This is a genomic window from Sporosarcina sp. Y1009, from assembly GCF_057669865.1.
Genome location: NZ_JBYHFO010000015.1, coordinates 52,726 through 79,490, shown reverse-complemented (window position 1 = coordinate 79,490; position 26,765 = coordinate 52,726). Strand labels below are relative to the sequence as shown.

Below are 26,765 nucleotides of genomic sequence, written 5' to 3'. Positions count from 1 at the left end.
GGGATGAGGAAAACCCCCACGGATTGAAGTTTCACTTTATCGTAAAGTCCCCGTATTTAGAATTTTAAATTCCACTTTTACATTGTAATCTAATGAAGTAATCACTTTTTTCGTGAGCTCATCTGTCCACTTTCCCTTATGATACATTCTAAATTTCTCACTCATGCCTACTGGATCTAACTCCATTTTTTGGAGTCTAACAAGAATATCTTCTATTTCCTTTTGAAGATGTTTTCCGATTTCCTGTTCTAGTTTCTTATACTCCCCTACTTTACTTAGATCTCGATTCCCTTTATATTCGATGAGCACCGCTTTTATTTTAAGTCGAATATCAGCTGTCGGGGATTCGATGGTTTTATTTCCCTTTATTTTTACATCATTTTCGATTTGTTCTAAAAAAACTTTTTTATCCTTAGGGTTATCTATAAATGTTATTCCAAGTGGCGCTAGTTTTTCTTGGCCTGTCAATGCTTGAATGATTAAAGAATCTTCAGTTGAAATTGTCTCAACCATTTTTTCATTATCAAATAAAGCAATCCTTGTCACTTTTAGCGACTTTTCTTGTTTTTCTAGGTAAGGAACCATTGTATGGTAGATTGGACTCGTTTGCGTGTTCATATAATCATGTATGGATGTAAAAGGGCTAAATGAAGTGTGAAGATTCGGTTGGAACAAATCATTCAAATAAGCATCCATATGTTGATTTTCCGGATAATCCGCTTTCAAAACATCTTCTACTTGATCTTTGACAATGACTAGGCGGATCTTATTTCCAAGGGTTGCGTCCCGATAAAAATGTTCAACGACTTCCGTTACTTTTCCACTTCTCGCAAATTCTTCACTAAATAGAAGCGTACGGAGTTGGTTTAACACAATCATTTTATCGGTCTTTGAAGACAGTTCAACAAATCCTTCTTGTATCATTTCCGTATCGATGGAATAAGCCTCGGTCAGGACAGGGGATTCGCCCGCTGGTTGAGGAATTCCTACAGTCATTCTCATTTCATGACCATTCGCCAGATCAAATCCCACACTGCTAACCAAAGCCAATTCTTCCACTGAGGGGTGGCGCTGACCATCCTCGTCTGCACATCCGGTTGTAAAGATAATACTCACAATTATAAACAATAAACTTTTTTTCTTCATCCTATTCCCTCGTTCTTTTTTGGCTTAAGCACGTGGATTAAACACAACAAAATGGGCCATAAAAATAAGCCGTACATCATGTAAAAAACACGTTCAAATAATAGCATTTGGAATTCTTGCATATACGGAAATTGGACGACAAGGAGGACAATTGCTGCGATTAAATAGATATGAATCTTTTTGGGTTTTGAACGAATCGAATCTAATCCCCTCTTGGCAACCCATAAATAAGCAGCGCTTGTTGATAAAATCAGAAAAACCCATATTGTTATCCCAAGTACATCAATTCTTTCAAGAAAGGATAACATCACTTCTTTGAACAAGTTTAAAACCGGATACAATACATTTTCAAGTTGCCATTCCGAGAAAAACATCACACTGACTAGGGTAAATACAAAGGTGAATAATACGCTTAACCATAATCCAATCGATGCATGTTTAAACGCTTTTTTTTGGTTGATCATATATGGAAAGTAAAATGAGATTAATTCAAAACCGCCGATTGCCATTAACCCCTTTTTAAATGCCGTAAAAAATTCTCCTGTCGAGGCGTTGAAAATGGGCATCATATGGCTAACATCACCATCGATAACACCCCATTTCAAAAATAAAACTAGCCAAAACGTCAAGAAAAAGCTGATGATACAAAATCGTGCAATCGATTTAATGCCGCCGCTAACAATATAAACAAGCATAAGTAAAAAAACAATTAAAGGCGCTGTAATGTTCCGGTCTATGAGTGCAACTACTTGTATTAATTGTAAATAACTAGAAATTACAGCTGATATGATAACGATGAAATAGACAAGAAAGATTGTATTTATCATTTTCCCTACCCATTTACCGAAAAGTTTTTCATGGATGACGAATAGTGTATCCTCTTTATATTTTAAGCCAAGCCAGATCATGGGTATGAGTAACGCGTTTGCGATAACGCCAAATAAAAAAGGCATCCACCACATGCTATAGCCCATTGAACTTAATCGATGTGGCAAAGACAACACTGTAGTCCCAACAATCACATTTTGCACAAGAAATATTACATGATAGCGATTTAATATTTTTAATTTACTTTCATCCATTGTTCACTCCTCCCTTTCTTCAGGAGGTGTTGTTTTAGTTTGTGCTCTTGTAATTCCTGGTTTATGTTTAAGGAATATCGTCGGCATCCGGACGACAGAATCTAGAAGATCCGTCCATTTCCTTGGGATTAACGGCGTTAAAAAGGGTGTACTTAGCGAAGTCAAACTTAATAAGTGGTGAAATAACCATGCAAATGCAATCATTTGCCCATAAAGGCCAAAAAAACCTGCACCTAAAATGAAAAAGTACCGAACAAAACGACTTGTATTACTCATGACAAAGTTAGGAGATAAAAAGGATAAAAGTGCTGAAACAGCAACAATCACAATCAATGTATTACTGACAAGGCTTGCTTCAACTGCAGCAGTTCCAATTACAATACCGCCAACAATACCAATCGTTTGACCAATTTTTGTTGGCATCCGCGAACCAGCTTCCCTTAATACCTCGATAACAAGTTCCATAAACAAGACTTCCATCAGTGGTGAAAATGGAACCTTGCCCCGCGACTCTTGAAGATTCAATAAAAGATCAAAGGGCAACATCTCGGGATGATAAGTCAGGATTGAAATATAAGTAGGTGTTAAGATAATCGTCAAGAAAAAACCAAAAAACCGAATAGAACGAAGAAGTGACGCGGTCGTCCACCGATTATAATAATCTTCCGGTGATATAAATAACTCAAAAAAAGAAATCGGACAAATCATTACCGCTTTACTATTTTCCATTAGTACAACAATGCGCCCGTTCAATAGGCTCGATACTGTAATATCGGGTCTAACTGATTCATGGTATTGTGGAAACGGAGAAAAGGGGTGATCATCCATTAGTTGTTGCAAAATAGAAATATCATTAAGACCGGGATGATTAATTTCCTGAATTTTTTTATTGACAATGTCCAAGTTTTCCTTATTCGCAATATTATCCATATAAAGGACAGAAACTTTTGTATTCGTTTCAGAATCAATCACATGATTCTTGATTTTTAAATTCGGGTTTTGAATTCTTCTTTTGATTAAAGACAGATTGGTATCCAATGATTCAGCAAATGCGTTTTGAGGACCAATCACGCTCGATTCAGTGTCGGTGTCTGTAATAGAGGCGGAAGGTGCACTAAAAGTATCTTTGGTTAAATATAAATTTTCTTTATGAAAATAGATAATTGTATTTCCTGCAGTAATAGAAGAAATAAGTCCATTCAGATCGCTTGATTCGATTACTTCAGATGTTTGCAAGACATTTGCTTTTGACGCCAATAATGGCGCTATGACTGTTTGGTGTAATAAGAGCTTATCGATTAGCGAACTAAAATAGATTAAGGTGACGCGCTCTTTTTCAACATAAACATCTCTAAACACGGCATCCGCAATTCCATCTAATTTCCTTTTTAGCGCTTCGATTGGAATGCCTCCTTTAAGTTGGGAAGTTATAGCATTATGGTTTCCTGTTTAGATTGCCTTTATTCATAGAGCAATAAATAGGTATAGGTTGAAAAATTAAAAAACAGGAACAATCGGTAGATTGTTCCTGCAATTCTTATTTCGGACGATGATTTAAAAAGTTTTGATAAGCGAAACCCTTTACTTCGTCTTCGCTATAATATTTTTGGAGCTCATTTAGTAAATTGGGATGCATGGAGGCATCTTCTAAATCAATGATTTTCGACTCAATGCCGTCGAAATCAGAGCCTAAACCAATTTGCTTCACCCCGCCCAATGAACTGAAGTGGTCGATATGTTTTATCAAATCAGAAATGGTCACGTCACCTTTCTCTTTCACGAACTGAGGGCAATATACGACATGAATCAGACCGTTTTTATCAAACATGGCTTTTGCTTGTTCGTCTGATAAATTTCGTACATGATTGCAGATTGCTTTCGAATTGGAGTGGCTTGCAATCGGATACGCTGCTTCCTCCATAACATCCCAAAATGCTTTTTCACTTAAATGAGAGACATCGGTAAGGATTTTTCGTTCGTTATTGAATTGAACGATTTCCCTTCCGAACTCGGTGAGTCCCGCCCCACGTTTTTCTCCTGCCCCGTCCGCTGCTAGATTCGCATTATTCCAGGTGAGGCCAATTGAACGAATGCCTAGCTCGTATAGAATGCTTAACTTTTGAATGTCATTCCCAATAGCATCCACACCTTCTAGCGTTAAAAATGCGCCTATTTCTCCTGATTTCAGCTGATCGAAGTCATTCCAGTCTTTAACCTGTTTCATTTGTGGGTTATTTGCCAAAACATCATTGTAAAAATAATGGATTTGGTCTAGTGCAGCTTGAAACTTTTCGTCAGATTTCATGTCAGGTTCGATGAAGATTGCAAAGGCCTGTGCACGAACGCCCCCTGTTTTCATCTTTTCAAAATTCGTATCCAGTTCAGGTGCATTTTTGAAGGCCAATTTTCCGTTTGTCTCATATAAACGTAATAGAACGTCACAGTGTAAGTCGATTACAGTCATTGTCAACGCCTACTTTCTTTGCTTTTGTCAATGAAGGTCTGGAAGATTCGGAGTGATACCGCGTCACTACCTTCCGCCAATGCTTCCGGATGCCATTGAACGCCAAGTACGAACTGATGGTCAGTACTTTCCACTGCTTCAATGATTCCGTCACTGGCAGTTCCCGTAATTTTTAGCGGGCTAGGTACATCTTTCACAGCCTGATGATGGAAGGAGTTGACGCTTATTTGAGCACTTTCTGATATGGATGAAAGGATCGAATCCTTTTCAACTTGTACGAAATGCGTCGGATGTTTTCTTGGTGCCTTTTGTGAGTGCAACAAAGGAGGCGTTTCACATTGTGAATAGATGTCTTGAATAAGTGTCCCACCCAATGCGACATTAATAATTTGAAGCCCTTTGCAAATGCCCAATATTGGTTTATCTGCCGCCAGTACTTCCTTCGCGATGCCTATTTCAAATGCGTCACGAGTTGGTGAAACTTCTCCAAGTTTCTGATGCGGTTCTTCATTGAACAATATGGGGTCAATATCCCCGCCGCCAGTCAGAAGTAAACCGTCTAGCATGTCGGTCACTTGTTCGAAATCTTCTTCAATCCCCATCGGTAAAAGTAGTGGTATACCACCTGCTCGAATGACCGCAGCTGCATAATTCGTATTGAGTTGGAGCTTTCTCTCTCCCTCATGACTTGTAGTAATTCCAATAATTGGTTTCATAAATTTGTCCCCCTCTTTTCTCAGTTAGATACAATTAAGCGATTGAATAATGCCAAACGCCGTTTTGTAATTCTCTCTTACATTTCCCTTGATGACGCAAGTATTCGAGGTGCGCGACTGTCTCCCCTACCGCAAAGCGAATTTCATGGATGGTCAAATTCCAATCAAATAAGCGATTGAAAACTTCATAGACCGTCGCGCCTTGACCGATGCCCTTCATCGTTTCAGCGAGTCGGTTATCATGGTGTTCTTTTATCTCATCTATTCGTTTATTCGCTCCGTGAAACGGTTTCCCGTGGGAAGGCACAACAAAATCGATATTGAGTTCTTTTATTTTATCTAATGAATTCAAATAAGATTTTAGCGGGTTATCATTTCCGTGAAACCAGTATGAAATATTGGGTGTAATTCTCGGTAAAATATGATCAGCTGAAAGTAAGAAATCTTTTTCAGCGTTGTAAAAACAAATCATACCATCTGAATGACCTGGTGCAAATATCACTTCGTATTCATAGCGACCGATGGGTACGATTTCTCCTTCTTTAAAGTAATGATCTACTTGCGGATGCGGTGTGACGAGCGGGACAAATCCAAAAGTGTTTTCTACCATCTGTTTTCCAATATCGTCAGGAATGCCAGATGCTAGATAATGACTATGTATACTCCCCAGAAATTCGTCCGTCCACGCATTATAGCCAGCATCTGCATCAATTTTCGACATAGATACACGTGCGCCTGTTTTTTGTTGCAGCGTCCCCGCATGTCCGAAATGATCGGGATGGTAATGGGTTAAGTATAGATCCGTGACGTTTTTCCCCAGAAGATTTTCGTCCCAAACCTTAGCGGTGTATGAATTATTTAATCCCGAATCAATCACCGTCCAACCATTTTCTCCTTCTGCCATAAAACAATTCACATGGTTTAAACGAAATGGCAATTCCATTCTAATTGGTGTAATGCCTAATTCTTTCAGCATCCAAATTCCCCCTTTACTATTCAAACAATTCCCTCTGATACTATCATACATGTTTTTGGAGTTTTGTGTGAAGTGAGAATTTTAGGGGGAAGAAAAAAAGTCGTACCAGTTTGAAAGTTGCATTCAAACTGGTACGACTTCTTTAATTAAGATGTTTCCCTAAGAATTGTTGGACACTATTTTTATAGCCATCTTTGTGTAACGCAAATGCTTCGCCGTGATTTGCACCGTCCACTAAAAACAATTCTGAGTCACTCGCTGTATGCTTATATAAATCCTCGGACATCGTCACGGGGATGAATGTATCGGCCTTCCCATGGATGTACATAATTGGCACTGTTGTTTGCTCAACTTGCGTTAAGGCACTCGCTTCTTTTAATAAATAACCCGCCCGCACTTTTGTCAACAAGCTGGTGCTATCTAAAAGTGGAAACGCTGGGAGGTGAAACATACGCTTCATTTGATAAGCGAATAATTTATAAACGGATTCGTAGGGGCTGTCTGCGATAATCGCATTGACTTGAGGTGGCAAGTCCTCTTCGCCACTGGCCATCAGCACTGTTGCAGCACCCATCGATAAACCGTGGTAAACAATGTCCGTATCTGATCCAAGGTTCTTCACCAATCGCTTGGTCCAATCTACTAAGTCGAGGCGATCCGGCCAACCAAACCCGTAATACTCTCCCCCACTTTTTCCGTGTCCTCTAGCATCCGGCATGAAAAGGTTATAGCCTAATTCTTCATAATAGTACTGTCCATATAACCCCATCTGTTTCGCATTACCTAGATAGCCATGCGCTAAGATAACGAGTTTGTTTGTGGGTTCTGGGGCACTTAGAAAATAGCCTGATAGATTCGTGCCGTCACGTGCCATCATATTCATCGGTTCAAAGTCTTGCTTGGCTACCCAATCTTTCCATTCTCCATTGACAAATAGTTCCATCGTTTCCGCAGAAACTTCTAGGTCCGTATTGTTTTCCAAATACTTTTTATGCCCTCTTTTGATGGCTAAGTCATAAAAAAAGAAACTGCCAATAATTTGAAACGCCAGAAATAAAACGAGTACAAGAAGCAGCAACTTTTTCCAATTTTTTTTAATGTTTCTCATTCCTTCTTTATCAGATTTGCAAAGAAATCTCACTACCTCCTATTATACTATAAAAACTAGCTATATAGATTGGTTTTATTTTAGAAAGAATGGTAGGAAATGTTTGTTTTCGAATGTTTAAAGAAGGATTGGAGAATTTCAGCAGACATCTTTCAAGATTGCGCGGACATAATGAGGTGATTTTCAAGATTGGGCGGACATTATTTGAATTTGAGCGCACATCATATGCGAGACCAAATTTAAGCATCCCTTTCGCAGCACTTGTCTCAATTCCTAAATCAAGACAATACAACCTCTATTAATTCTGCAATTGTTTCATTGTTATATTTCGCACTCTTTTGCCTCATACTAATAATCATTCTCGTTTTCTTAGGAGGTCAAATTGAAAAATCAAACCATCTTTCCTTTACTAGTGAATGAATTGGAAATCATCATTAAAAGTAAATTCGAGAATCATTCGGATGAGGATCTACTCTTTTCCGTATACGAACATCAAGGTAAAAAGATTGCAGTTTTTGGAATTTCTTACTTAATCGATACAAATAAGCTGGAAAGTTCTTTATTAGCCCCTTTACTCAGTCATTCAGAAGCCTGGACGAGTCTTGACGTCTTAAATGAAATTCCTTTGGGTAATGGATCAATCACAAATTCAATGAATGAAGTATTCAATAAGATTATATTGGGCGGCGTTTTCATTTACATTGAAGGTGAAAATCAGGTTATTCTTTATTTATTGATGGAAGAGGAAAAACGGAGTTTGGAGAAATCTGAGACGGAATCAGTCGTCGAAGGTCCTCAGATTGCCTTTACTGAATCATTATACACAAATTTAAATGTAATCCGGCAGATTCTCCCATCCGAAGATCTTGTTATGGAAAAAATAATTGTTGGTAAAGTGATTCCTCGCGAAGTTCGGCTGATTTATTTGAAATCCGTTGCGAATGATACGGATATCAATACGATACGTCAGCGAATTGAAGATTTGGATATTGATGAACTAGAGGATTCAACGAGATTAAAACAGTATATTGAAGATTCATCTACCACAATATTCCCCCAATTTTATGTGACAGAATTGCCTAGTCGTCTAAGTTATTCGGTCAAAAATGGAAAAATTGCTGTATTAGTTGAAAATAGTCCCAACTCTTTTATAGCGCCTTCTACTTTTTTTAGTTTTTTCGAAGCTATGGAAGATGTTTATATGCGCTGGCTTCCAGCCACTGCCTTTCGACTTCTACGTTTAGTCGCGATTTTTACCGCACTTATGCTCACACCGACTTATATCGCCGTCGTTACCTATCATTATGAACTCATTCCAACGGCATTGATTGTTTCCATTGGACAGTCTCGGGCCGCAGTTCCCTTTCCACCCCTTCTAGAAGCACTACTGATAGAACTCATGATTGAGTTATTACGCGAAGCCGGGGCTAGGTTACCGACTAAAGTTGGACAAACAATGGGCATTGTAGGCGGAATCGTTATTGGACAAGCAGCCGTTGAAGCCGGTCTGACGAGTAACATATTAATCATCGTTGTGGCAATGAGCGCGCTCGCATCCTTTACGACGCCAAGCTATGTGCTTGGGACAACTTTTCGGGTTCTCCGTTTCCCGTTGATGATCTTGGCCGGTCTCTACGGTTTGATTGGTATCATGTTCGGGGTTTGTTTATTAATCATTCATTTACTTAGACTTAAATCTCTGGGTCGTCCTTATTTAGCACCTATCTATCCATTAAACCTTAAAGATTTGAATAAAGTGTTCTTTCGCACACCTCCCGCGCAAAATAGTCAACGTGCCACTATGTATCGACCAAAGGATCAAACGCGTTATTCCAAAAAGGAAGCGCTTAAAAAACGTGATATTGAGGAGTAGGTGGTGTAATTGAAGGTCAATTTGACTATAAAACCTGGACAAAGTATACGTGCTTTTTATTTACTTTTTATCATAGTAGGAATCCAAGTCGGTGTTGGTATCTTAGGGACACCGCGTTATATTTTCGAATCTGCTCGGCAAGACGCATGGATTTCAGTCATTATTGCGCTTCTATTCATGTTCATTGTCGCTTGGGCAATGCTTGTCATTTTAAACAACTACGAAAATGCGGATATCTTAGGCATTCAAGTCGATGTCTTTGGGAAATGGATTGGGAAATTGCTCGGAACTATTTATCTTGTTTTCTTTGCGGCGGAGTTTCTCTCTGTTTTACTGAACTATATTGAAATCATTCAAATTTTTATCTTTCCAACCATTTCAAATTTCATAATGGGATTATTGTTGCTCCTACTCGTTGTTTATACTGTCCATAATGGTTTCCGCGTGATCATTGGTGTTGTTTTTATTTTTTTCTTAATGGCCCCTTGGGTATTCATCTTACTTTATGATCCAATATCCCGGATGGAAAGCGCGCATTTTCTACCAATGTTTGAGGCCTCTATTACAGATTTGCTGAAAGGGGCTCGAACCACTTCATATACCTTCCTCGGGATGGAGATTTTGTTTTTCATCTATCCTTTTATAGAAAACAAAAAAAATGCTAAGCTTCCTGTTTTTATCGGTTTGTCGATTTCTGCTTTTCTTGTTTTAATCACAACGATTATTTCAATCGGCTATTACAGTCCGAATGATTTCAATTTAATCACTTGGCCAGTTTTATCTTTATTTAAATCTGTCTCTTTTTCATTCATGGAGCGCTTCGACTATTTTATAATTGCGGAATGGATGATGGTCACGATTCCAACACTGGTGCTCCTTATGTGGATGATAACTCATGGGGCGAATCGATTATATGCCGTATCACACAAAAAATCCTTATATGTAGTGGCTACACTTTCATTAATCGTTTGCAGCATGATTAGGACTGAATCACAAATTCGCTATATCAGCGATGTAGTGAGTAAAGTAGGATTTTGGATTGTGTTTATCTACCCACTCCTTCTTCTTCCCATCGTTTTACTAAAGAAGAAACGTCAGAGAGCCAAAGGAAGTGCGAAATGAAAAACCTCAAAAATATGTTAATGCTAATCCTGCCCTGTTTTTTTCTTGTAAGTTGTATAGAAATGCAGGAAATCGAGAAAATAGGAATTGTTAATGCACGTGGCGTGGATCTTATTGATGATGAATTATTTGAAGTGTCCTTTGTTACGTTTCAATTTACAGCGAACGCAGATAATACGACAAAATTAATCAAGGGCAAAGGAAAAACGGTCATAGAAGCTTTAGATGACGCATCTCATGCTTCAATGTACAAACTCGCAATTGGCAAGATCAAGCTTTCAATCCTTGGAAATGATATGGTTAGAAAAGGGATTTTACCCCTTTTAGATACTGCCTCCCGCGATGCTCGAATTCCTGATCTCATGTATTTAGCTGTGAGTAAAACGACTGCGGAAGAAGTATTGTCCGCGGATTCAGAGAATATCCCAACGGATATTGGGCAGTATTTACATGGCTTGATTGACAATCATTCTAGAGATCATAATATCCCCCGAAAAACATTACAAGACTTTTTGCGAATATACTATGATGTTGGACAAGATAATGTGCTCCCCATCTTTGAAATTATTGATGATATCCCTAAACTATCAAGTCTTGCCCTATTTAAGGCTGATGTGATGGTAGGTGAAATCACGAATGATGAAGCGACGCTTATCAATTTGATGGACCGTACCGTAAAAGAACATGAGCTAAGGTTATCACTTCCTCTGGAACCATTTAAAGACCATCTCGAGGAAAGAGAAAACAGAAAGCAAGAAGAAGAGGTACAAATTTCAGTTATAATCGATAACGGGAAAAGTAAAACAACAATTGAAAATGCCGATTCTTTAGTTTTTAAAGTAGACACCACCTTAAAATTACGTTTACTAGAGCAGTCCGCTGGTATTATTTTAAAAGATCCAAAAGTTGTTCGGAAGATGGGCGAAGAAATAAAAAAAAACATGGAAACGCGTTTTAAAAAGATACTTGCTAAACTTCAACAACTTGAATCTGACCCATTTGGCTTCGGACTTATTTATAAAGAGACTTCAGAAGGTAAAGACTTAACTAATGAAGAATGGCGCGAAATGTATCCAACAATTAAGGTTAACTTTAATGTTGAGGTAGAAATTATTCAGCATGGTGTGATTGATTGAACTGAAGGCGACGGTGTTTGAAATAAAACACTGTCGCTTTTTTACGCGTTTATTGAATTAATCCTAAAAGTGGTAACTTGTATGCTCCGTATTCGTTATAATAAGTATACATAATTGCATGAAAACAGGAGGGTAGCGCATGAAATCGAAGCCGATTTATGTTGAAATTCCAATTCACGCTGAACTTGATAAGTTATGGGAAGCATCTCAAAATCCACAATTACACGAACAATGGGATCTTCGTTTTTCCTCCATTACCTACTTACCGAAAAACGAAAACGAAGCCCAACATTTTACTTATACAAGAACAGTTGGCCCGTTTTATAAAGTTGAAGGATGGGGAAAAAGTGTTGGATCATTTCAAGACAATAGGCTTAGATCTTCTTCTCTTCACTTTGGCACCAATCAAAAGCTCTCGCCTATTCGTGAAGGTCGAGGGTATTGGAAATATGAACAACTAGACGATTCCGTTAAATTCCTAACGCAATATGATTATGACGTCAATTTTGGTCAAGCCGGAAAAGTAGTCGACAAGTTTGTTTTCCGTCCACTTATTGGCTGGGCAACTGCCCTAAGCTTTGATGTGTTAAAAAGATGGCTTGAAAAAGGTGAGACCCCCACCACCCAGTACATCCGATTTTTCAGTACGTACATGATTACTTTAGCATTCGCTTTTATATGGCTGTATCAAGGGTTAATTCCAAAAATTATTGGCATGCATCCCGCTGAACGTGCAATGGTTGGGAATACTTTTGCCATTTCGGATAGTTTAGTAACTTTAGCAGTGTTGCTGATTGGTGTTTTAGAAGTACTATTTGGCCTTTTATGGCTTTTCTATCGTCGAAAGGATCATTTGTTTATGTTGCAGCTGATTTTGTTTCCATTATTAACGATTGCCGCGATCGTTTCCGTTCCTGAAACAGCGATTCACCCATTCAATCCGGTGACGTTCAATCTTTCGCTTATTATTCTTTCGGTGATTGGATTCTTGCTATCGAAGGATGTACCGTCTGCTAAAAGTTGTCTTAGAAAACGATGAGGTGTTTAAATTGGCTCTATTTGAAAAGGTAATGGGAAATGATTTTTCTCAATTGCATCCGATGCTTCAAAAGCGATACGACTTATCAGCAGGCACTGTTTTCAAAGCCACTGGAATTATGAATGAAATAAAAGGTGGCCCCAAATGGCTCTATCCCCTTTTTCAAATCGGGACAAAATGGAAGTTACTCTTTCCTGAAAGCGGAAAATCGATTCCGTTTTCAATTACGAATACTTCCTATATTACTGAAGACGGTGAAAGTCATGTCCATTGGGAACGTATTTTTCACTTTGGCAATAAAAAAAGATTTTTCAATGCATTGATGAGTCTTGATGAAGAACGACTCGTTATTAAAGATTATTTAGGAGAACCGTATATCGTGTATGCTGATTTGAAGTTTACAGTGACTGATAAGAGACATTTAGAGATTACCTCTTTGAATCAAAAGCTTGTTCTCGGAAAATTTGAAGCACCCCTTCCAAGATTTTTTCAAGCTCTTGCTACTGTGACTGAGAAATATTTGGATGAACGAGAATGTTACCAGATTACCGTGAACGTGAAAAATCCTTTAATCGGGACAGTATTCTCATATGAAGGAGAGTTTTCTGCCGATGAAGATGCGTAATTTTGCACTTATACATATACTGCTAGTTGCTCTTGTGTTTCTTTTCGGTACGAATCTATGGCCATTTCTACTGCTAACCGTTGCGCAACTAGTGTATGTTCCGATTGCGCTAAGACTCGTTATGGTCCAGGGGGATTGGTTCTCGAGGTATTATTATTACTTTGCTATACCTGCTTATGTTTCTGTTGGACTACTTCAACTAACGACTTCTAAATGGGATGGTCTTTTGGCTGGTGTTTATTTACTTTTCACCGTGATCATTGCATGCTATGGATTGTCTCGTTTTCTGACAAGAGGATTTACGAGATTGGAAGAGTTTGCGATTGATAGCGGGCTCATTTACTTAGCTTTTGGCGGTGGATGGTACTTTGCTTATGTGGTGGGCATCGATACAGGTTTTACGCCATTGATCACTTGGTTAACTGCCATTCACTTTCATTACTCCGCGTTTTTATTGCCAATTTTCATCGGATTTTTAGGGAGACTCTACAAAACTACTTTTTATCATGTAATTTGTACGATCATTCTACTCTCTCCGATGGTTGTCGCCATTGGAATTACGTTTTCACGGTGGATAGAACTTCTTTCAGTGATACTTTACATGTTCGGCTTATACGGTTTACTCTATCTCACTTGGAAAACTCCCTTCCGAAGTCGTATCCAAAAATGGTTCGTTCGCATTTCATTTGCAGCACTTGGATTGACTATTGTTTTCTCGTTGTTTTATGCGCTTGGAAACGGGTTTGGACTTGTTACGGTTTCCATTGATTTCATGTTACGTTTTCATGGTTTACTAAACTGTGTATTATTCGCATTGATTGGATTAATTGGCTGGTCGCTGTCCGTTTCTGAAACTACTTTAACGCCGACATTTCCAGTAAGCAAGATTCGTGGCAAGTTTTTAGTTGAAAATAAACTTCATAATACCGGGCTAATTGATAGTATGAAAGTGTTTGAACTCGATTACAAAACGCTTTCACCAAAGGTCATTGACTTCTATGAAAACACGATGGACTACCGCTTATTTTCTACTGTAAAATGGCATACTTGGTTTATGCCTTTCGCCCTTATATACAAGTTAATGAGTCGGAAAATGCAACAAATTAATTTACCTTTGCATCGACAACAAATTGAAATGACAGGTGCTATTCATTCAGTTGATGAAGAATTCGATGGTCGTGAAAATGTTCGTGCATGGGTTCGAAAAGTTGATGATGAGACAGCATTTGTCGCACTTTATTCCATTCATGAAAACGCGGGACGTACTTATATGAATATCGCTTTGCCGTTGCCATTTTCAGCAATGATTGGTGTGTTGGATTTAATGCAACATGGAAGTGACTTGCAACTTACAAGTAAAAAACTTAGTTCCCCGACTTCAGACGCCGGGATATATTTAGCAGTAAAGAAAAAGGTTTTTAAATTACCGATTGAAGAAGATTTTTTTGTGCATGAAACTGAGGATGGATCACTTAATGCGAAACATAAAATGTGGATTTTTAAAATTCCATTTCTCTCAATAATTTATTCAATCCAGCGGAGTTCGATTGAACGACCGTTCTAGAAAAATTGTGATAGGATAGACTACGGAAGAATAAGGAGTGAACCTAGATGTTAAAACAACAACTGGAACAATATATTGCAGAATTAGTGCAAACTGAACCCCCACAAATTGAGTTACATAAAGAAGAAAAACAATATGCAGAAAAACACCAACTCCTCCCTACTGGTGTTGAAGTCGTTTTAAAAGACGCGGCGTCCCGATTTTCAGACGCTTATCTTGAGCGTTGTCAAAAAGATACAGTTGCGCTCATCATTGTGGAAACGCCAAAGTTTTTAGAAACCAAGATTGATCATTTGAAGACGCATATCGAAGAATTTTTATACGTCGAATCGAAATCATTTGACTTGGTTGGAATCGATGCCGTTTCTTTGGAAATTGATGATGTATTTAAGACTTTCACAGCAATGTTTGGCTTGAAAATGAAAAAGAAGTACGAATCACGAATCCAAGATTATCTAGATGCTAATTTAAACGGAGAAGAAGGAAAGTACAGTGTAGCTTTCTCTGGAAATGACGGCTTATTTGATATGAATTTCGCGCTGAATTATGCAGCTGGATTTAGTGAAGACATGACATTTTTAGAAGCGTATAATCTCATCTACTCGTTTGTCTTTTCAATGGTTGCGGAAATCGAGGATGCCGAATGACCAGTCCTACATTCATTTACACATATGTACGGCATGGGGATGAATACGACTTATGCAAATTAGAAATGCGTTCTTTTTTTGGATTTCATTCTGAAACGAATGTATTGCTAGGTGATGTTAACATCGACCCAAGTCGGAGTCCATTTATGAAAGAGCGGCTCGAAGTTCTATACACGGCTGATAGTTGGGAAAGTCTAGTTCAACAAGTTGGGCAACTCGACTTGCAGGGTACGACATTTAAAGTTGGTTGTATGAATACGATGGATCTCGATTCGACGAAAAAGATTGAACATGCGGATCGTCGTAAAATCGAACGTGAAATTGGCTTGCAAATTAACGGCGAACCGGACTTGTTTCATCCAGAAAGCGTTTATGGCTTTCTCGTGCTTGACGAACATTGGTATTTCGGAAAGTACACGGAAAGCGAATCGGTTTGGTTCCGTCACCAGAAAAAACCGCATAGCTATTCCACCGCGTTAAGCACGCGTGTTGCAAGAGCTGTTGCAAATATCGCTGTCCCCTATCCAGATGGGTTAAAAGTAATTGACCCTTGTTGCGGCATTGGAAATGTACTCGTCGAGGCACTTTCGATGGAAATTGACATTGTCGGTCGTGATATTAACCCGCTGGTGATTGAACCAGCGAAAGAGAATATTACATACTTTGGACTTTCAGGGGATGTCGAACACGGAGCAATTGCGGATGTTTCTGAAACGTATGATGTCGCGATTATTGATATGCCGTATAATATTTTTTCCGAAGCAACACCTGAAGACCAACTCGATATCTTACGTCAAGCGCGTCGAATTGCGAAGAGAGCTATCGTTGTGACGATTGATACGATTGATCATATGATTGAAGAGGTTGGATTTACGATTTCAGACCGTTGTGAAGCGAAAAAAGGATTGTTTGTGAGGCAAGTTCTGGTTTGTGAGTGAATTGTTGGACCGCGCGGGATGGTGGCGCGGTTTTTGTGATGAGGTTTTAGTCGTTTGTGGGTGTGGATTGGTCGTTTGCATGACGGCTTTAGTCGCTTTCGTCAAAATTATGAATTGAGATTTTCCGTTTCTTAATATGTTAACTACTTTTGAATAAAAAAATGCTCAGTACGCGATGGTACTGAGCATTTTCATTATTTACAGTCGGAAATTCAGCTAGCATAAATTAGAATGCTCACTCCATTACTTCAACACGATATGCTGTCGTTTTCCCGGGCAAAGATTCTCTTAAATAATCAAACCAGATTCTAACTTTCTGCTTTTTCTTCAATGATCTAATGACACTTTTATCATCACTGTTTGCCATCGTTACAATCTTTTTACTGCTTTTATTATCTAAATCGTCCACGACGGAAAATGAGTTCCAAGACTTTGAGAGTATATACGCATCGAAATATTTATCCTCGTGAAACTTTGTCAAATCGTTCGTATCAATAGTAGTTTCCACAGTTGAATTGTTACTTGTACAACCTATTAGAAATAATACGATAACAACCGCAACAAAGAGTCTCAGGTCGTATCCTCCTCTTACCTTTATTTCGAAACGAAAGTTGTAAAGTCAGCTAATAATCTCGCGCCGTATCCAGTTGCAGATTTCGCATAATAGCCGGACGCTTTACTCTTGTCCATGACGCCTGCCATATCAACGTGCAACCATTTGCTTTCTTTTGGTACGAAACGACGAAGGAAAAGTCCCGCTGTAATTGAGCCTGCGACGTTTAATGAACTGATGTTGTTCAGATCCGCATAATCACTGTCGAGTGAGCTGTCATATGCTTCAACTAATGGCATTGGCCAGATAAAATCACCGTTTTGATCGCCGATTTTTTTCAGTTCAGCAGACAGTTCTGCGTCTCCGAAGACGCCACCTAATTCAGTTCCAAGTGCATTAACAACTGCACCTGTAAGAGTCGCAATATTGACGATATACTCCGCATTTAATTCGCCTGCACGAATTAAGGCATCTGCTAAAATGAGACGGCCTTCTGCGTCGGTGTTTCCGACTTGAACTGTCAAACCATTTTTGTATGTGATGACTTCGCCTGGTAGAACAGACGTATTGTCTGGCATGTTTTCCACGATTGGAATTAAGACCACGACGTTCGCTTTCGCTTTTGTTTTTGCAAGTAATGTCATCGCGCCCGCAACTGCCGCAGCGCCGCCCATATCCATACGCATATCGCTTAAGTCTTTACCGCTCTTCAAACTAATGCCACCTGTATCGAACGTAACCCCTTTACCTACAAGTGCTACGAGTGGCTTCGTTTCGTCGCCTTTGTAAACAAGTTCAACGAATGCAGGTTTATATGTACTTCCGCGACCGACTGTCAGTACACCATTCATTTCCATTTCTTCGAGTTTATCTTTATCCAACACATTTACTTCTACATCTGTGCCTTCAAATTGTTTTTTTAGTACTTCTGGGAATGTTTCTGGATTAAGTACATTTGATACTTCATTCATAAGGTCTCGTGAGAATGCTGTTGCCTCTGCACGTATTTTCCCTGTCGTAACGGCTGATTGTACTTGCCCGTCGCCTTCAACTTCAAGCGCTGTACGGAATGGTGTCACGCTTGGTTTATAGGTAACAAACTGATAAGCACCAAGGTTCCAACCTTCAACAAATGCCGTAAGAACATCTTCTTTAGCCAATTCTGCAAAACCAGCTTCAAGATCGTCAGCGTCTACGAATGCTGTTTCTACTTTCCGGTTGCCTAGATCGCGTGCAATATTTCCAGCGGTTGCGCGAACTTTTTCCAAGCTTACAGGTGCTTTTTCATCATTTTTAATAACCACATAATGTTCGTCTTTCAGTAAAACGGAACAATGTCCAGCTGGACTGTTTTTCACGAAATTCTTAACTGTTTCATTTTCCGCAATTGCTGCATTGCTTTCAAAAATAACTTTTACTTCATTTGACATGACTTATTCCCCCATTTTCTTGTGACACTTCTATCTGAAAATTTCCTACAGTTAGTATAACATTTGCTAGACATTTCTTCTATTACCAATTTCCTTGAAAAGAAAAACTGTTCAGTAAAGGTGAGTGTTCACACCTCTCTGGACAGTTATTTAATGTTATTTTCTTTTCGTCAATCTTCCCACTAAAAATGCACCAGCAGCAAGACCAATCATTGTGTTTGTTTTCTTGGTAAAGACTTGTTTGACAACAAGATTTAAATTCTGAGGTCTTTCTGCAAGGCGTCTCATAAAGTACCCGTACCAGTCATTTCCAAAGGGTACATAAACACAGAAATTATAGCCTTCTTTCACTAATTCTTGGTGCATATCCGTTCTAAAACCATAAAGCATTTGGAATTCAAATTGATCGTTTGAGATGTTATGTTCTTTAACAAATTGTTTTACATGATTAATCACATGGTGATCATGTGTTGCAATGGATGTAAATTTACCGTTCAATAAATGCCATTCAATTAACTCAATATAATTTTCATCGATCGTCGCCTTATCTTGGTAGGCAAGTTCGATTGGCTCTTTATAAGCACCTTTTACAATTCGAAGACGAAAATCTTTATATTTCTCAATGTCTTCTTTGGCTCTGAAGAAATAAGCTTGAATGACTGTTCCAATATTAGGATAGTCCTTTGACAATGTTTCTAAAATATCAAAAGAAGGCTGAAGACGATCATGGTCTTCCATGTCGAAGTTCACGAATATTCCATAACCATTCGCTTTCTCCACAATTTCTCTTAAGTTGCCCAAACAAAAGTCATAATCAATATCAAGACCCAATTGAGATGGCTTTAATGAAATATGTGCATCCACTTCGTGCGTGTGAATCGCTTCTATAACTTCGAGGATACTTCCTTTTGCTTCAGTAGCTTCTTCTTTTTCATAGACAAATTCGCCTAAATTATCCACCGTACAAGAAATTCCTTGCGCATTCAATTTTTTTATACTCTCAATTGTTTCTTCAACATTTGTTCCTGCGACAACGTTCTGCGCGCCTAATTTGAGACCATATTTTTTCGCAGCACTGTTTAATAATTGGTTTTGGGATAATCCCATAAAGAAATCTCTAACTAAAGCCATTTTTCCTACCCCTACTCTATACGTGATATATTGTATTCCTACTCTTAATAATATAGCTTCAAAGCGATATTTCAAACATTTTTTAATACAGTTACTCTAAATCAGTTCTCCGATCATATGAAATACATAAGAACCGAATATCTTTGTTCGTATAATTATACCAGTAATGTGGGTCCATTGAGTTAAACATAATTGATTCGTTCGGATTGAGTGTATGAATATTATCTTTTATCTGCACGGTTAATTGTCCTTCAAGCATATAGATAAATTCTTGCCCAATATGCGTCATTAAATCTTCCTCACTTTGACCGGGTTTCATGACAATTAAGAGTGGTGCAAAAGCTGGCGCTAAAAAATTGCTACTCAAGTCCTTATAATAGAATTGATTTTCAGTTAATCGTTCCGTGAGTGTATGGTTCTGATAGTTGTCCTCATGGTCTTGTTGAAAAAAATAACTTGGATTGACATCCAGTGCAATCGATATTTTTTTCAGCGTTTTTAAAGTAGCAGAAGATTTCCCTCTTTCGAGTTGTGATAAAAAACTAATTGACAGCTCTGTTTCTTCAGATAAATTCTTTAATGTCTTTTGTTTTTGTTTCCGTATTTCCTTTAATCGTTCACCTAAGTTTTTCGGTTGCACTAAATCCCTCCTAAAAATAGATGTTGACAGAATATTTTAATACGCTATGATACAAATATAAGATTGAAGTATTACTTCAATTGTACTTCATTTTACGTTTCAACAAAAGGGGGAATTAGTATGGAGAAGAAAAAAATGAACCGCGTTCTTGTCGCCAGTCTTGTTGGTAGTTCAATTGAGTGGTTTGACTATTTTCTGTACGGAACAGTTGCAGCACTTGTTTTTAACCAACTTTTCTTTGTGACAGAAGATCCAGCAATCGGGACAATCCTAGCGTTTGCATCATTCGCATTAGCGTTTTTCATCCGTCCATTTGGGGGAATTATCTTCAGTCATATCGGGGATAGAATTGGACGAAAGAAGACTTTGGTGCTTACGTTAAGCATTATGGGGATTGCTACATTTGGAATGGGATTATTACCTACATATCAAGCGATTGGAATTTGGGCACCGATTCTATTAATTACGTTGCGCTTAATCCAAGGATTGGGGATTGGCGGAGAATGGGGCGGTGCGTTATTATTAGCAGTTGAATATGCACCTCCAGAAAAACGTGGACTCTATGGAAGTATTCCCCAGATGGGAATTACCATCGGAATGCTTCTAGGAACAGTTGCACTTTCAATTATGACACTTCTTCCTGAAGATTCTTTCATGACTTGGGGATGGCGTGTACCGTTTATATTAAGTGCCCTATTGGTGGTATTTGGACTATGGATTCGTAAAGGAATTGACGAAACACCATCCTTTAAAAACGTTCAGGAAAAAGGAGAAATCCCGAAAATACCGCTAGTCACAACACTTAAAACACATTGGCGCGAAGTTCTTATTGCCATCGGTGCTAAGGTAGTTGAAACAGCTCCGTTCTATATTTTCGGAACATTCGTTGTTTCCTATGCAACGACAAATTTAGGATTTTCACGTACAGCAACCTTGAATGCTGTCATGGTTGGAACCATCGTTACCACAATTTTGATCCCTATAATGGGGGCATTGTCAGACCGTGTCGGACGAAAACCATTATATGTTTATGGAACAATCGCAATGGCACTTTACGCGTTCCCATACTTTTGGTTGGTAAATCAAGGATCCGTTGTGCTTCTTGTCATTGCAACTGTATTAGGTTTAGGTATTATTTGGGCACCAATTACAGCTGTACTGGGCACTATGTTTTCTGAAATATTCTCAGCAGAAGTACGCTATACAGGTATCTCACTAGGTTATCAAATTGGTGCGGCACTTGCCGGCGGAACAGCACCTTTAATTGCTGCTTCACTCTTATTAACATTCAACAATTCATATATACCTGTCGCCCTCTACATTGTTTTCACAGCGGTCGTGTCACTTCTTGCAATATGGAGCGTTAAAGACCGTCGGGGACAAGAACTAGATATTTAACTAGCAAAGGATGATTCAATGCTTTTATTAAATGAAACAGAAATTCAAAAGGTTTATAAAATGAACGAGGCGTTAAAAGATATTGAACAAGTTCTTCATGCAAAAGCGAACGATAAAGTAGAAAACCCACCGCGTACAGTGTTGGAATTTCCAGCGTATCAGGCATCTTCTATTTACATGCCAAGTGCAGATTTGGTGGGAGAAATTGCGACGATGAAAGCTGTCTCGATTTTCCCCAATAATCCATCTATTGGAAAGCCGACAACACAAGGTGTTCTTCTCGTAACGGATGCAAAAAACGGTGAACATTTAGCGTTAATGAATGCTTCTTATTTAACGCGTTTGCGCACGGGTGCATTAAGTGGATTGGCAACAGCAAAACTCGCACGTGCTGATGCTTCCGTTCTAACGGTGATTGGTACGGGTGGAATGGCATTTGAACAAGTCCTTGCTGTACTTGAAGTTCGAGACATCAAAGAGATTCTACTTGTCAATCCGACTGAAGAAAAAGCAGTGAAGTTCGGTGAAAAGCTTCGTGAATTCGGAATTAACGATGACATTGTGATTTCAGTTGAACGAGATGTCTCCGTAGCCGTTAAACAGGCGGATATTATTTGTTGTAGTACGAGATCCACAGAACCTGTTTTTAACGGAGACGATGTTAAACCAGGTACGCATGTAAATGGGGTTGGATCGTATTTACCGCATATGCGAGAAGTAGATTTCAAATTCCTTCAACGTGCAAGTAAGATTGTCGTCGATGATCTTGAAGGTGTTACCGAAGAAGCTGGCGAATTAATACACGCAGCGACGCAGCCGAATTGGTCGTTTGATGATATTCACGGTGAGTTGAAGGATTTGATCACCAATCGTGTGGATGGTCGTACCGATGACGAAGAAATTACTTTCTTTAAGTCTGTCGGCGCTGCTTATTTTGATATGGCCGTTGCGCAAGGGGTTTATCGGAAAGCGGAGAGCGAAGATATTGGGGTTCAATTTGAGATTTGAAATGATGAAAGGACACCATCGCGGTGTCCTTTTTATTTCTTATCTGATATGACTAAAATGAATGTTGCAGGGGTCCTAACAATAATGATAGAAGAAACCAATTTAATCCACTTCTATTTTTGCCTTGTGCTAAGCCTGCATTGATCAACGCAAGTGTCCCCCAGCCTACAAAATAACCATTATCCATATTGCATCACTCCTATAATTTACGTGTTGAAAGACTTTCGAAAAACACGCATTGTGTATCTTTCCCACTCTTTCTTTAATTCATCCCCATGAACGATTTTCCACGGATTGAATAATGTTTGTCCGTTTTTATTGAAAAATAACTGACCATCCATACAGTAGGCTGCGTGCTGGATAATTTCTTCGTTCACCCAGATAACGACGCCGTTTGCCTGAAAATGCTCATCCACTTGAGAATAGGAAGCATTTTGCAAACCAAGTGTGAATGTTTCGACGTGAACAGTTATTAAACTATTGAATCCAGTTCCATATTTAGGCTACCTTACATTTTTTTACTGATATGCAACGCTAGTGGGTACCTTACATTATTTTTTGCGTCTTAATTGAAAGCCTATCTATCTTATGCTATAATCAGAACTAATTGAAAATTGTGATTAAGGAGGGTTGATTTGAAAAAGATTAGCATTTTATTCACTGCTTTACTAGCCATATTTTTAGTTGCTTGTTCTCAGAATGATAAAGCTGAAGTGAAACCGCCTACAGAGCCACTACTAACTCTTAGCCAAGAATTGGGTAAACCACCGGATCTTATTGTCGGTCCCGATTCTTATGATGGAATCACATTCACTGTACTTGATAAATATTGTTGGGAAGAAGAAGGAAAAACATGTGATTTCGAACCCGATAAACCCATTGAAATACTACTAGGATACACTTCCATGACTGTTCAGCAAGGAGATACAATTTCAATGGACTTAGGTCCGCCTTCTGCTCATGCTTATTCTCCATCTGCCCCAAATTTACGAAAGGTAGATAGAATCGATCTTGTACAACTTTATAAGGGAGAAGAATCCGACGTAGTTGTAGAATCCAACGATGAAGTGGATACCGTTAGTCGATATTTGTTCACCATACCGAAAGTGCCTGGTAGATACTATTACTCCGCTACAGTTAAATGGGATGGGGATTTTAAAGGGAAAGCAAACTACGCCTTTTCATTTTCCGTTAAATAATATTACAAATTTCGATATCTCTTTTTCGAGCTAACGAGTCAAATTAATTAAACAAAAAGGCCGAGAACCGTTTTTGGGTAGTGAAATAAAAAACCAGTTTAACCCGCTCCTATTTTTACCATGTGCAAGATCTGCGTTTATTAATGCAAGTGTTCCCCATCCGTCGAAATCACTTACCCGTCTATGAAAAAGTTACGATAAACACGTGGTGTATATTTTTCCCATTCTTTCTTTAATTCATCACAATCAACAATTTTCCACGGATTGAAAAAAGTTTGTCCATTTTTATTAAAAAACAACTGACCATCAATACAATAAGCTGCGTGTTGAATAACTTCTTCTTCATTCACCCATACCACAACATCGGTTGCTTGAAATTGATCATCCGTAAGAGAATAAGAAGCATTTCGTAATCCCATTGTGAAGGTTTCACCGTGAACCCATTCATGTATGATCCATTCGTCTTTAATTGGATTCGCGCTAATTGCATACAATACGGCCGCAAGACAGTTGGCGCCTGCATTAGCGGAAAATGTATTTGCATATTTTTTTAGATGTTTGGGTATCGAAGACGGGCATTCTATTGATGTCCAATCATCCCAAAGCTGCGCATACGTATTTAAAACTTCCTCCTTATATCTATCGGGTAGCTTCCCCCACATGTCATGTTGAATCATTACAAACTGCTCTTCAGCTACTTGAATCACATATTCTTCCGGAATGGCCTCTGTTTTAGAAAAGTATGTTATGGGGAAAATCAACCCCCTCCCCACTTGATGTTGGATTTGAAACAATGCTTCTTTTGTTGGATAGGGTAGTGCTGTTATCCAAGTTGGCTGTGCAACAATCACATATTGTGCATCTCCTAATATACTCCAATTTTCATAGCTATTGACCCATTGAATTTTATTGTAGGAAGTATGATTTGAAAACTCTGCTCTTGGTATCAGAAGTGTTCCCTCTAACTTATCCTGAACTATTTTTAGATCTTCTTCGCGTAAGAAAAACAAATCTTTTTCTGGGACGTATTTTTCTATCCATGCGTTTACTTGTTTCTTCATGGGTTTTATTTTTATGTTCATTGCTTATTTCCTACTTTTCATTTTTATTTAATTTTTCCTCGAGTGCTTCAATTCTTTCGGTGAGTTTCTTATTTTTTAGTCATTAAATCCGTAGTAAATGCAAATGCTGCGCCAGCGAATGCCAATGCTATGAATTCCATGTTTCGACTCCATTCCCTTTGATTTCATGCCAATTTCGCCATTCCGTAAAGTGCTTTGCCAAGCTATTAGCGTTCCTTGTAATACTTTCAGGATAAGCGAGTATTTCTAGAAGTTTAATGGCATTGCGCGTGATAGATGGGCCTTCATGAATTTTATAATCAAACAACACCTCACCATTTTCAATCGATTCCCTGAAATGATAGTTCGTATAAATGTTCCTCGCGATTTCAGTGAGTTCGATATCATGAGATGCAATGACGTTCATGCCTTTATTTGATGAAAGCCATTCCAACATTGAAGCTGATGCGGCGATCCGCTCGATTGTGTTCGTGCCTTTTAAAATTTCATCGATGAATGAAATGACCGGTTTTCCTTCTTCTATCAGTCTGATAATCCGTTTTAGTGATTTAATCTCAGCAATAAAATAACTATCCCCGTCTAAAACATTGTCTTGAATTGCCATTGAGGTAACAATATAACTTGGTTTCATCGCCCACTTATCTGCTAATACGGTGTTAATTGTTTGTGCCAAAATCGCGTTGATCGCGACTGCTTTAATATAAGTTGATTTTCCGGAAGCATTAGATCCGGTGACAAGAGTGCTTTTCCCCAACGTAGATGTATTCGTAACTGGATTAGCTATAAGGGGATGGGCTATATTTTCGAATGAAATTTTTTCATCATCGATAAATGCAGGTCTGCAATAGCTATCGAGTGATTTACGGTAAAACGCAACAGCGATGGCTGCATCCAATTCCCCAATCCGTTCCCACACAAGGCGGTACTCCTCTTCATGATCTGATAATGTTTGGACAATACGGTTGTAGGCGATGAAATCCAGCATGAATAACATCCGAATATACTCGGATAAAAAATCGAATTCCCCGCCCCCACCAGTTGAAACCATCATGCCCCAAAACGAAACCTTCTTCAGAGGCTTTATATTTTTTCCAATCGACGCAGGATCAAGTTCTACCTGATTGATCGCTGATAACTTCTTACCTGTGTTGATGATAGCAGCTGCGTATGTAATTGAAAATAACTTGTTTTCTAATTGATTTTTGTTGCGATAATAGATAAGCATATTGATGGTAAACGCAATAAACAAGCTTGAAATACCATACATGAAATTGAAAAACATGAAGGCAATAGCCCCTACAGGCAGCAATGCTAAAATGATGTACAGGTATGAATGATCGATTTTCTTGTGATGATGTTCATGAAAAAAAGAAGAAGAGTTCGTATGATCGACTTTACCGAGCCCAGACAGAATGAGCAGTACTTGCTCCCTTAACTCATGGTTGGTAGCAAGTAACATATAAAGTTCTTCTTTTTCATTTACCCCTTCAAGTTTTGGATCGATATCGCGAAGCTGATTAAATAAATATTCTGTGCCGACGCTCGACTGCGTATAATTTAACTTTTTGAAGATCTCATCCATCGCTAAATCATTCCAAGTCAGCTCGTCTACCCCTGCATAACTTTCACTGTTGTTTTTCTTATTTAACCAATAAGAAGCTAAGGATTGTCTATCTTCACTTAATGAAAAAAATTCCCCTGTTTCCCATTCTCTTCGTAACTTTTCTAGTTTCTTCTTGTTTCTTGTTAGGAAGTAATACGCTATAAAAATAAGAATGCCGATTACTATAATGATAAATGGATCCAATCGAAACACCCCCGCTCTCTCTATTCCTTAACTACTACTACGATTGAACTGTCTGAAAGTTTCAAAAGACTAATTTTGTGC

Annotated in this window: 28 protein-coding genes; 13 read left to right on the top strand and 15 right to left on the bottom strand. The window is 38.6% G+C overall.

Going from position 1 to position 26,765, the window contains the following annotated elements; genetic code table 11:
* Positions 1-36: 36 nt before the first annotated feature.
* From AC25Y1_RS15795 to AC25Y1_RS15765, 7 genes are all read right to left on the bottom strand, one after another.
* Positions 37-1,146 carry a Ger(x)C family spore germination protein gene (locus AC25Y1_RS15795; protein ID WP_488148959.1) on the bottom strand — a complete coding sequence of 370 codons (1,110 nt, stop codon included), beginning with the start codon at positions 1,144-1,146 and terminating at the stop codon, positions 37-39.
* Positions 1,143-2,228 carry a GerAB/ArcD/ProY family transporter gene (locus AC25Y1_RS15790; RefSeq protein WP_488148958.1) on the bottom strand — a complete coding sequence of 362 codons (1,086 nt, stop codon included), beginning with the start codon at positions 2,226-2,228 and terminating at the stop codon, positions 1,143-1,145. The genes AC25Y1_RS15795 and AC25Y1_RS15790 overlap by 4 nt, the downstream gene beginning before the upstream one ends.
* 3 nt (positions 2,229-2,231) lie before the next feature.
* Positions 2,232-3,629, bottom strand: a complete 1,398-nt coding sequence (locus AC25Y1_RS15785) for a spore germination protein (protein ID WP_488148962.1) — start codon at positions 3,627-3,629, stop codon at positions 2,232-2,234.
* Positions 3,630-3,765: 136 nt separating this feature from the next.
* Entirely contained in the window at positions 3,766-4,692 is a 927-nt protein-coding gene (locus tag AC25Y1_RS15780) for a dipeptidase (RefSeq protein WP_488148957.1), read from the bottom strand.
* 2 nt (positions 4,693-4,694) lie between these two features.
* Positions 4,695-5,408 carry a gamma-glutamyl-gamma-aminobutyrate hydrolase family protein gene (locus AC25Y1_RS15775; protein WP_488148956.1) on the bottom strand — a complete coding sequence of 238 codons (714 nt, stop codon included), beginning with the start codon at positions 5,406-5,408 and terminating at the stop codon, positions 4,695-4,697.
* 34 nt (positions 5,409-5,442) lie between these two features.
* Positions 5,443-6,384 carry an MBL fold metallo-hydrolase gene (locus AC25Y1_RS15770; protein WP_488148955.1) on the bottom strand — a complete coding sequence of 314 codons (942 nt, stop codon included), beginning with the start codon at positions 6,382-6,384 and terminating at the stop codon, positions 5,443-5,445.
* A gap of 142 nt (positions 6,385-6,526) precedes the next feature.
* Positions 6,527-7,492, bottom strand: coding sequence for an alpha/beta hydrolase (locus AC25Y1_RS15765; protein ID WP_488148954.1), 966 nt, complete (start codon positions 7,490-7,492; stop codon positions 6,527-6,529).
* A 113-nt stretch (positions 7,493-7,605) separates the two neighbouring features.
* Between AC25Y1_RS15765 and AC25Y1_RS15760 the strand changes: the two genes are divergently transcribed.
* The 10 genes from AC25Y1_RS15760 to AC25Y1_RS15715 all read left to right on the top strand — a co-directional run bounded on the left by AC25Y1_RS15760 (position 7,606) and on the right by AC25Y1_RS15715 (position 16,554).
* Positions 7,606-7,794, top strand: coding sequence for a hypothetical protein (locus tag AC25Y1_RS15760; protein ID WP_488148953.1), 189 nt, complete (start codon positions 7,606-7,608; stop codon positions 7,792-7,794).
* A gap of 80 nt (positions 7,795-7,874) precedes the next feature.
* Entirely contained in the window at positions 7,875-9,365 is a 1,491-nt protein-coding gene (locus AC25Y1_RS15755; protein ID WP_488148952.1) for a spore germination protein, read from the top strand.
* Between the two features lie 21 nt (positions 9,366-9,386).
* Positions 9,387-10,487, top strand: a complete 1,101-nt coding sequence (locus tag AC25Y1_RS15750) for a GerAB/ArcD/ProY family transporter (protein ID WP_488148951.1) — start codon at positions 9,387-9,389, stop codon at positions 10,485-10,487.
* Complete coding sequence (locus tag AC25Y1_RS15745) at positions 10,484-11,623, top strand: Ger(x)C family spore germination protein (RefSeq protein WP_488148950.1); 1,140 nt, start codon at positions 10,484-10,486, stop codon at positions 11,621-11,623. Before AC25Y1_RS15750 ends, AC25Y1_RS15745 begins: the two co-directional genes overlap by 4 nt.
* A 139-nt stretch (positions 11,624-11,762) precedes the next feature.
* Positions 11,763-12,662 carry a DoxX-like family protein gene (locus AC25Y1_RS15740; protein ID WP_488148949.1) on the top strand — a complete coding sequence of 300 codons (900 nt, stop codon included), beginning with the start codon at positions 11,763-11,765 and terminating at the stop codon, positions 12,660-12,662.
* 1 nt (position 12,663) lies between these two features.
* On the top strand, positions 12,664-13,287 hold the full coding sequence (locus tag AC25Y1_RS15735; protein ID WP_488148961.1) for a DUF4166 domain-containing protein: 624 nt from the start codon (positions 12,664-12,666) through the stop codon (positions 13,285-13,287).
* Positions 13,274-14,851 (top strand): YndJ family protein, encoded by a 1,578-nt coding sequence (locus tag AC25Y1_RS15730; RefSeq protein WP_488148948.1) that lies wholly within the window; start codon positions 13,274-13,276, stop codon positions 14,849-14,851. The genes AC25Y1_RS15735 and AC25Y1_RS15730 overlap by 14 nt, the downstream gene beginning before the upstream one ends.
* A gap of 47 nt (positions 14,852-14,898) precedes the next feature.
* Positions 14,899-15,498: a branched-chain amino acid aminotransferase gene (locus tag AC25Y1_RS15725; RefSeq protein WP_488148947.1), complete on the top strand. Its 600-nt coding sequence runs from the start codon at positions 14,899-14,901 to the stop codon at positions 15,496-15,498.
* Positions 15,495-16,436: a TRM11 family SAM-dependent methyltransferase gene (locus AC25Y1_RS15720; RefSeq protein WP_488148946.1), complete on the top strand. Its 942-nt coding sequence runs from the start codon at positions 15,495-15,497 to the stop codon at positions 16,434-16,436. The genes AC25Y1_RS15725 and AC25Y1_RS15720 overlap by 4 nt, the downstream gene beginning before the upstream one ends.
* Positions 16,429-16,554, top strand: coding sequence for a hypothetical protein (locus AC25Y1_RS15715; protein ID WP_488148945.1), 126 nt, complete (start codon positions 16,429-16,431; stop codon positions 16,552-16,554). Before AC25Y1_RS15720 ends, AC25Y1_RS15715 begins: the two co-directional genes overlap by 8 nt.
* Positions 16,555-16,671: 117 nt before the next feature.
* On the opposite strand, the gene AC25Y1_RS15710 is transcribed toward AC25Y1_RS15715, so the two are convergent.
* The 4 genes from AC25Y1_RS15710 to AC25Y1_RS15695 form a co-directional block, all read right to left on the bottom strand.
* Entirely contained in the window at positions 16,672-16,917 is a 246-nt protein-coding gene (locus tag AC25Y1_RS15710) for a DUF3221 domain-containing protein (RefSeq protein ID WP_488148944.1), read from the bottom strand.
* A gap of 113 nt (positions 16,918-17,030) precedes the next feature.
* Positions 17,031-18,419 carry a leucyl aminopeptidase family protein gene (locus tag AC25Y1_RS15705; RefSeq protein WP_488148943.1) on the bottom strand — a complete coding sequence of 463 codons (1,389 nt, stop codon included), beginning with the start codon at positions 18,417-18,419 and terminating at the stop codon, positions 17,031-17,033.
* Between the two features lie 156 nt (positions 18,420-18,575).
* Positions 18,576-19,550, bottom strand: coding sequence for a proline dehydrogenase family protein (locus AC25Y1_RS15700; RefSeq protein WP_488148942.1), 975 nt, complete (start codon positions 19,548-19,550; stop codon positions 18,576-18,578).
* Between the two features lie 91 nt (positions 19,551-19,641).
* Entirely contained in the window at positions 19,642-20,190 is a 549-nt protein-coding gene (locus AC25Y1_RS15695; RefSeq protein WP_488148941.1) for a helix-turn-helix domain-containing protein, read from the bottom strand.
* Positions 20,191-20,310: 120 nt separating this feature from the next.
* On the opposite strand from AC25Y1_RS15695, the gene AC25Y1_RS15690 reads away from it, so the two are divergent.
* Both AC25Y1_RS15690 and AC25Y1_RS15685 read left to right on the top strand, forming a co-directional pair.
* Positions 20,311-21,588: an MFS transporter gene (locus tag AC25Y1_RS15690; RefSeq protein ID WP_488148940.1), complete on the top strand. Its 1,278-nt coding sequence runs from the start codon at positions 20,311-20,313 to the stop codon at positions 21,586-21,588.
* An 18-nt stretch (positions 21,589-21,606) separates the two neighbouring features.
* The gene (locus AC25Y1_RS15685) at positions 21,607-22,596 is read left to right on the top strand and encodes an ornithine cyclodeaminase family protein (protein WP_488148939.1); all 990 of its coding nucleotides are present in this window, start codon (positions 21,607-21,609) and stop codon (positions 22,594-22,596) included.
* A 52-nt stretch (positions 22,597-22,648) separates the two neighbouring features.
* Here AC25Y1_RS15685 and AC25Y1_RS15680 read toward each other — a convergent pair whose 3' ends face one another.
* Together AC25Y1_RS15680 and AC25Y1_RS15675 are read right to left on the bottom strand one after the other, a co-directional pair.
* The gene (locus tag AC25Y1_RS15680) at positions 22,649-22,783 is read right to left on the bottom strand and encodes a hypothetical protein (RefSeq protein WP_488148963.1); all 135 of its coding nucleotides are present in this window, start codon (positions 22,781-22,783) and stop codon (positions 22,649-22,651) included.
* 19 nt (positions 22,784-22,802) lie between these two features.
* On the bottom strand, positions 22,803-23,012 hold the full coding sequence (locus AC25Y1_RS15675; RefSeq protein WP_488148938.1) for a hypothetical protein: 210 nt from the start codon (positions 23,010-23,012) through the stop codon (positions 22,803-22,805).
* Between the two features lie 219 nt (positions 23,013-23,231).
* Between AC25Y1_RS15675 and AC25Y1_RS15670 the strand changes: the two genes are divergently transcribed.
* Complete coding sequence (locus AC25Y1_RS15670; protein WP_488148937.1) at positions 23,232-23,795, top strand: hypothetical protein; 564 nt, start codon at positions 23,232-23,234, stop codon at positions 23,793-23,795.
* 173 nt (positions 23,796-23,968) lie between these two features.
* Here the strand turns inward: AC25Y1_RS15670 and AC25Y1_RS15665 are convergent, their stop codons facing one another.
* Together AC25Y1_RS15665 and AC25Y1_RS15660 are read right to left on the bottom strand one after the other, a co-directional pair.
* Positions 23,969-24,877: a hypothetical protein gene (locus AC25Y1_RS15665; RefSeq protein ID WP_488148936.1), complete on the bottom strand. Its 909-nt coding sequence runs from the start codon at positions 24,875-24,877 to the stop codon at positions 23,969-23,971.
* Between the two features lie 127 nt (positions 24,878-25,004).
* The gene (locus AC25Y1_RS15660; RefSeq protein WP_488148935.1) at positions 25,005-26,684 is read right to left on the bottom strand and encodes a MutS-related protein; all 1,680 of its coding nucleotides are present in this window, start codon (positions 26,682-26,684) and stop codon (positions 25,005-25,007) included.
* Positions 26,685-26,765: the final 81 nt, after the last annotated feature.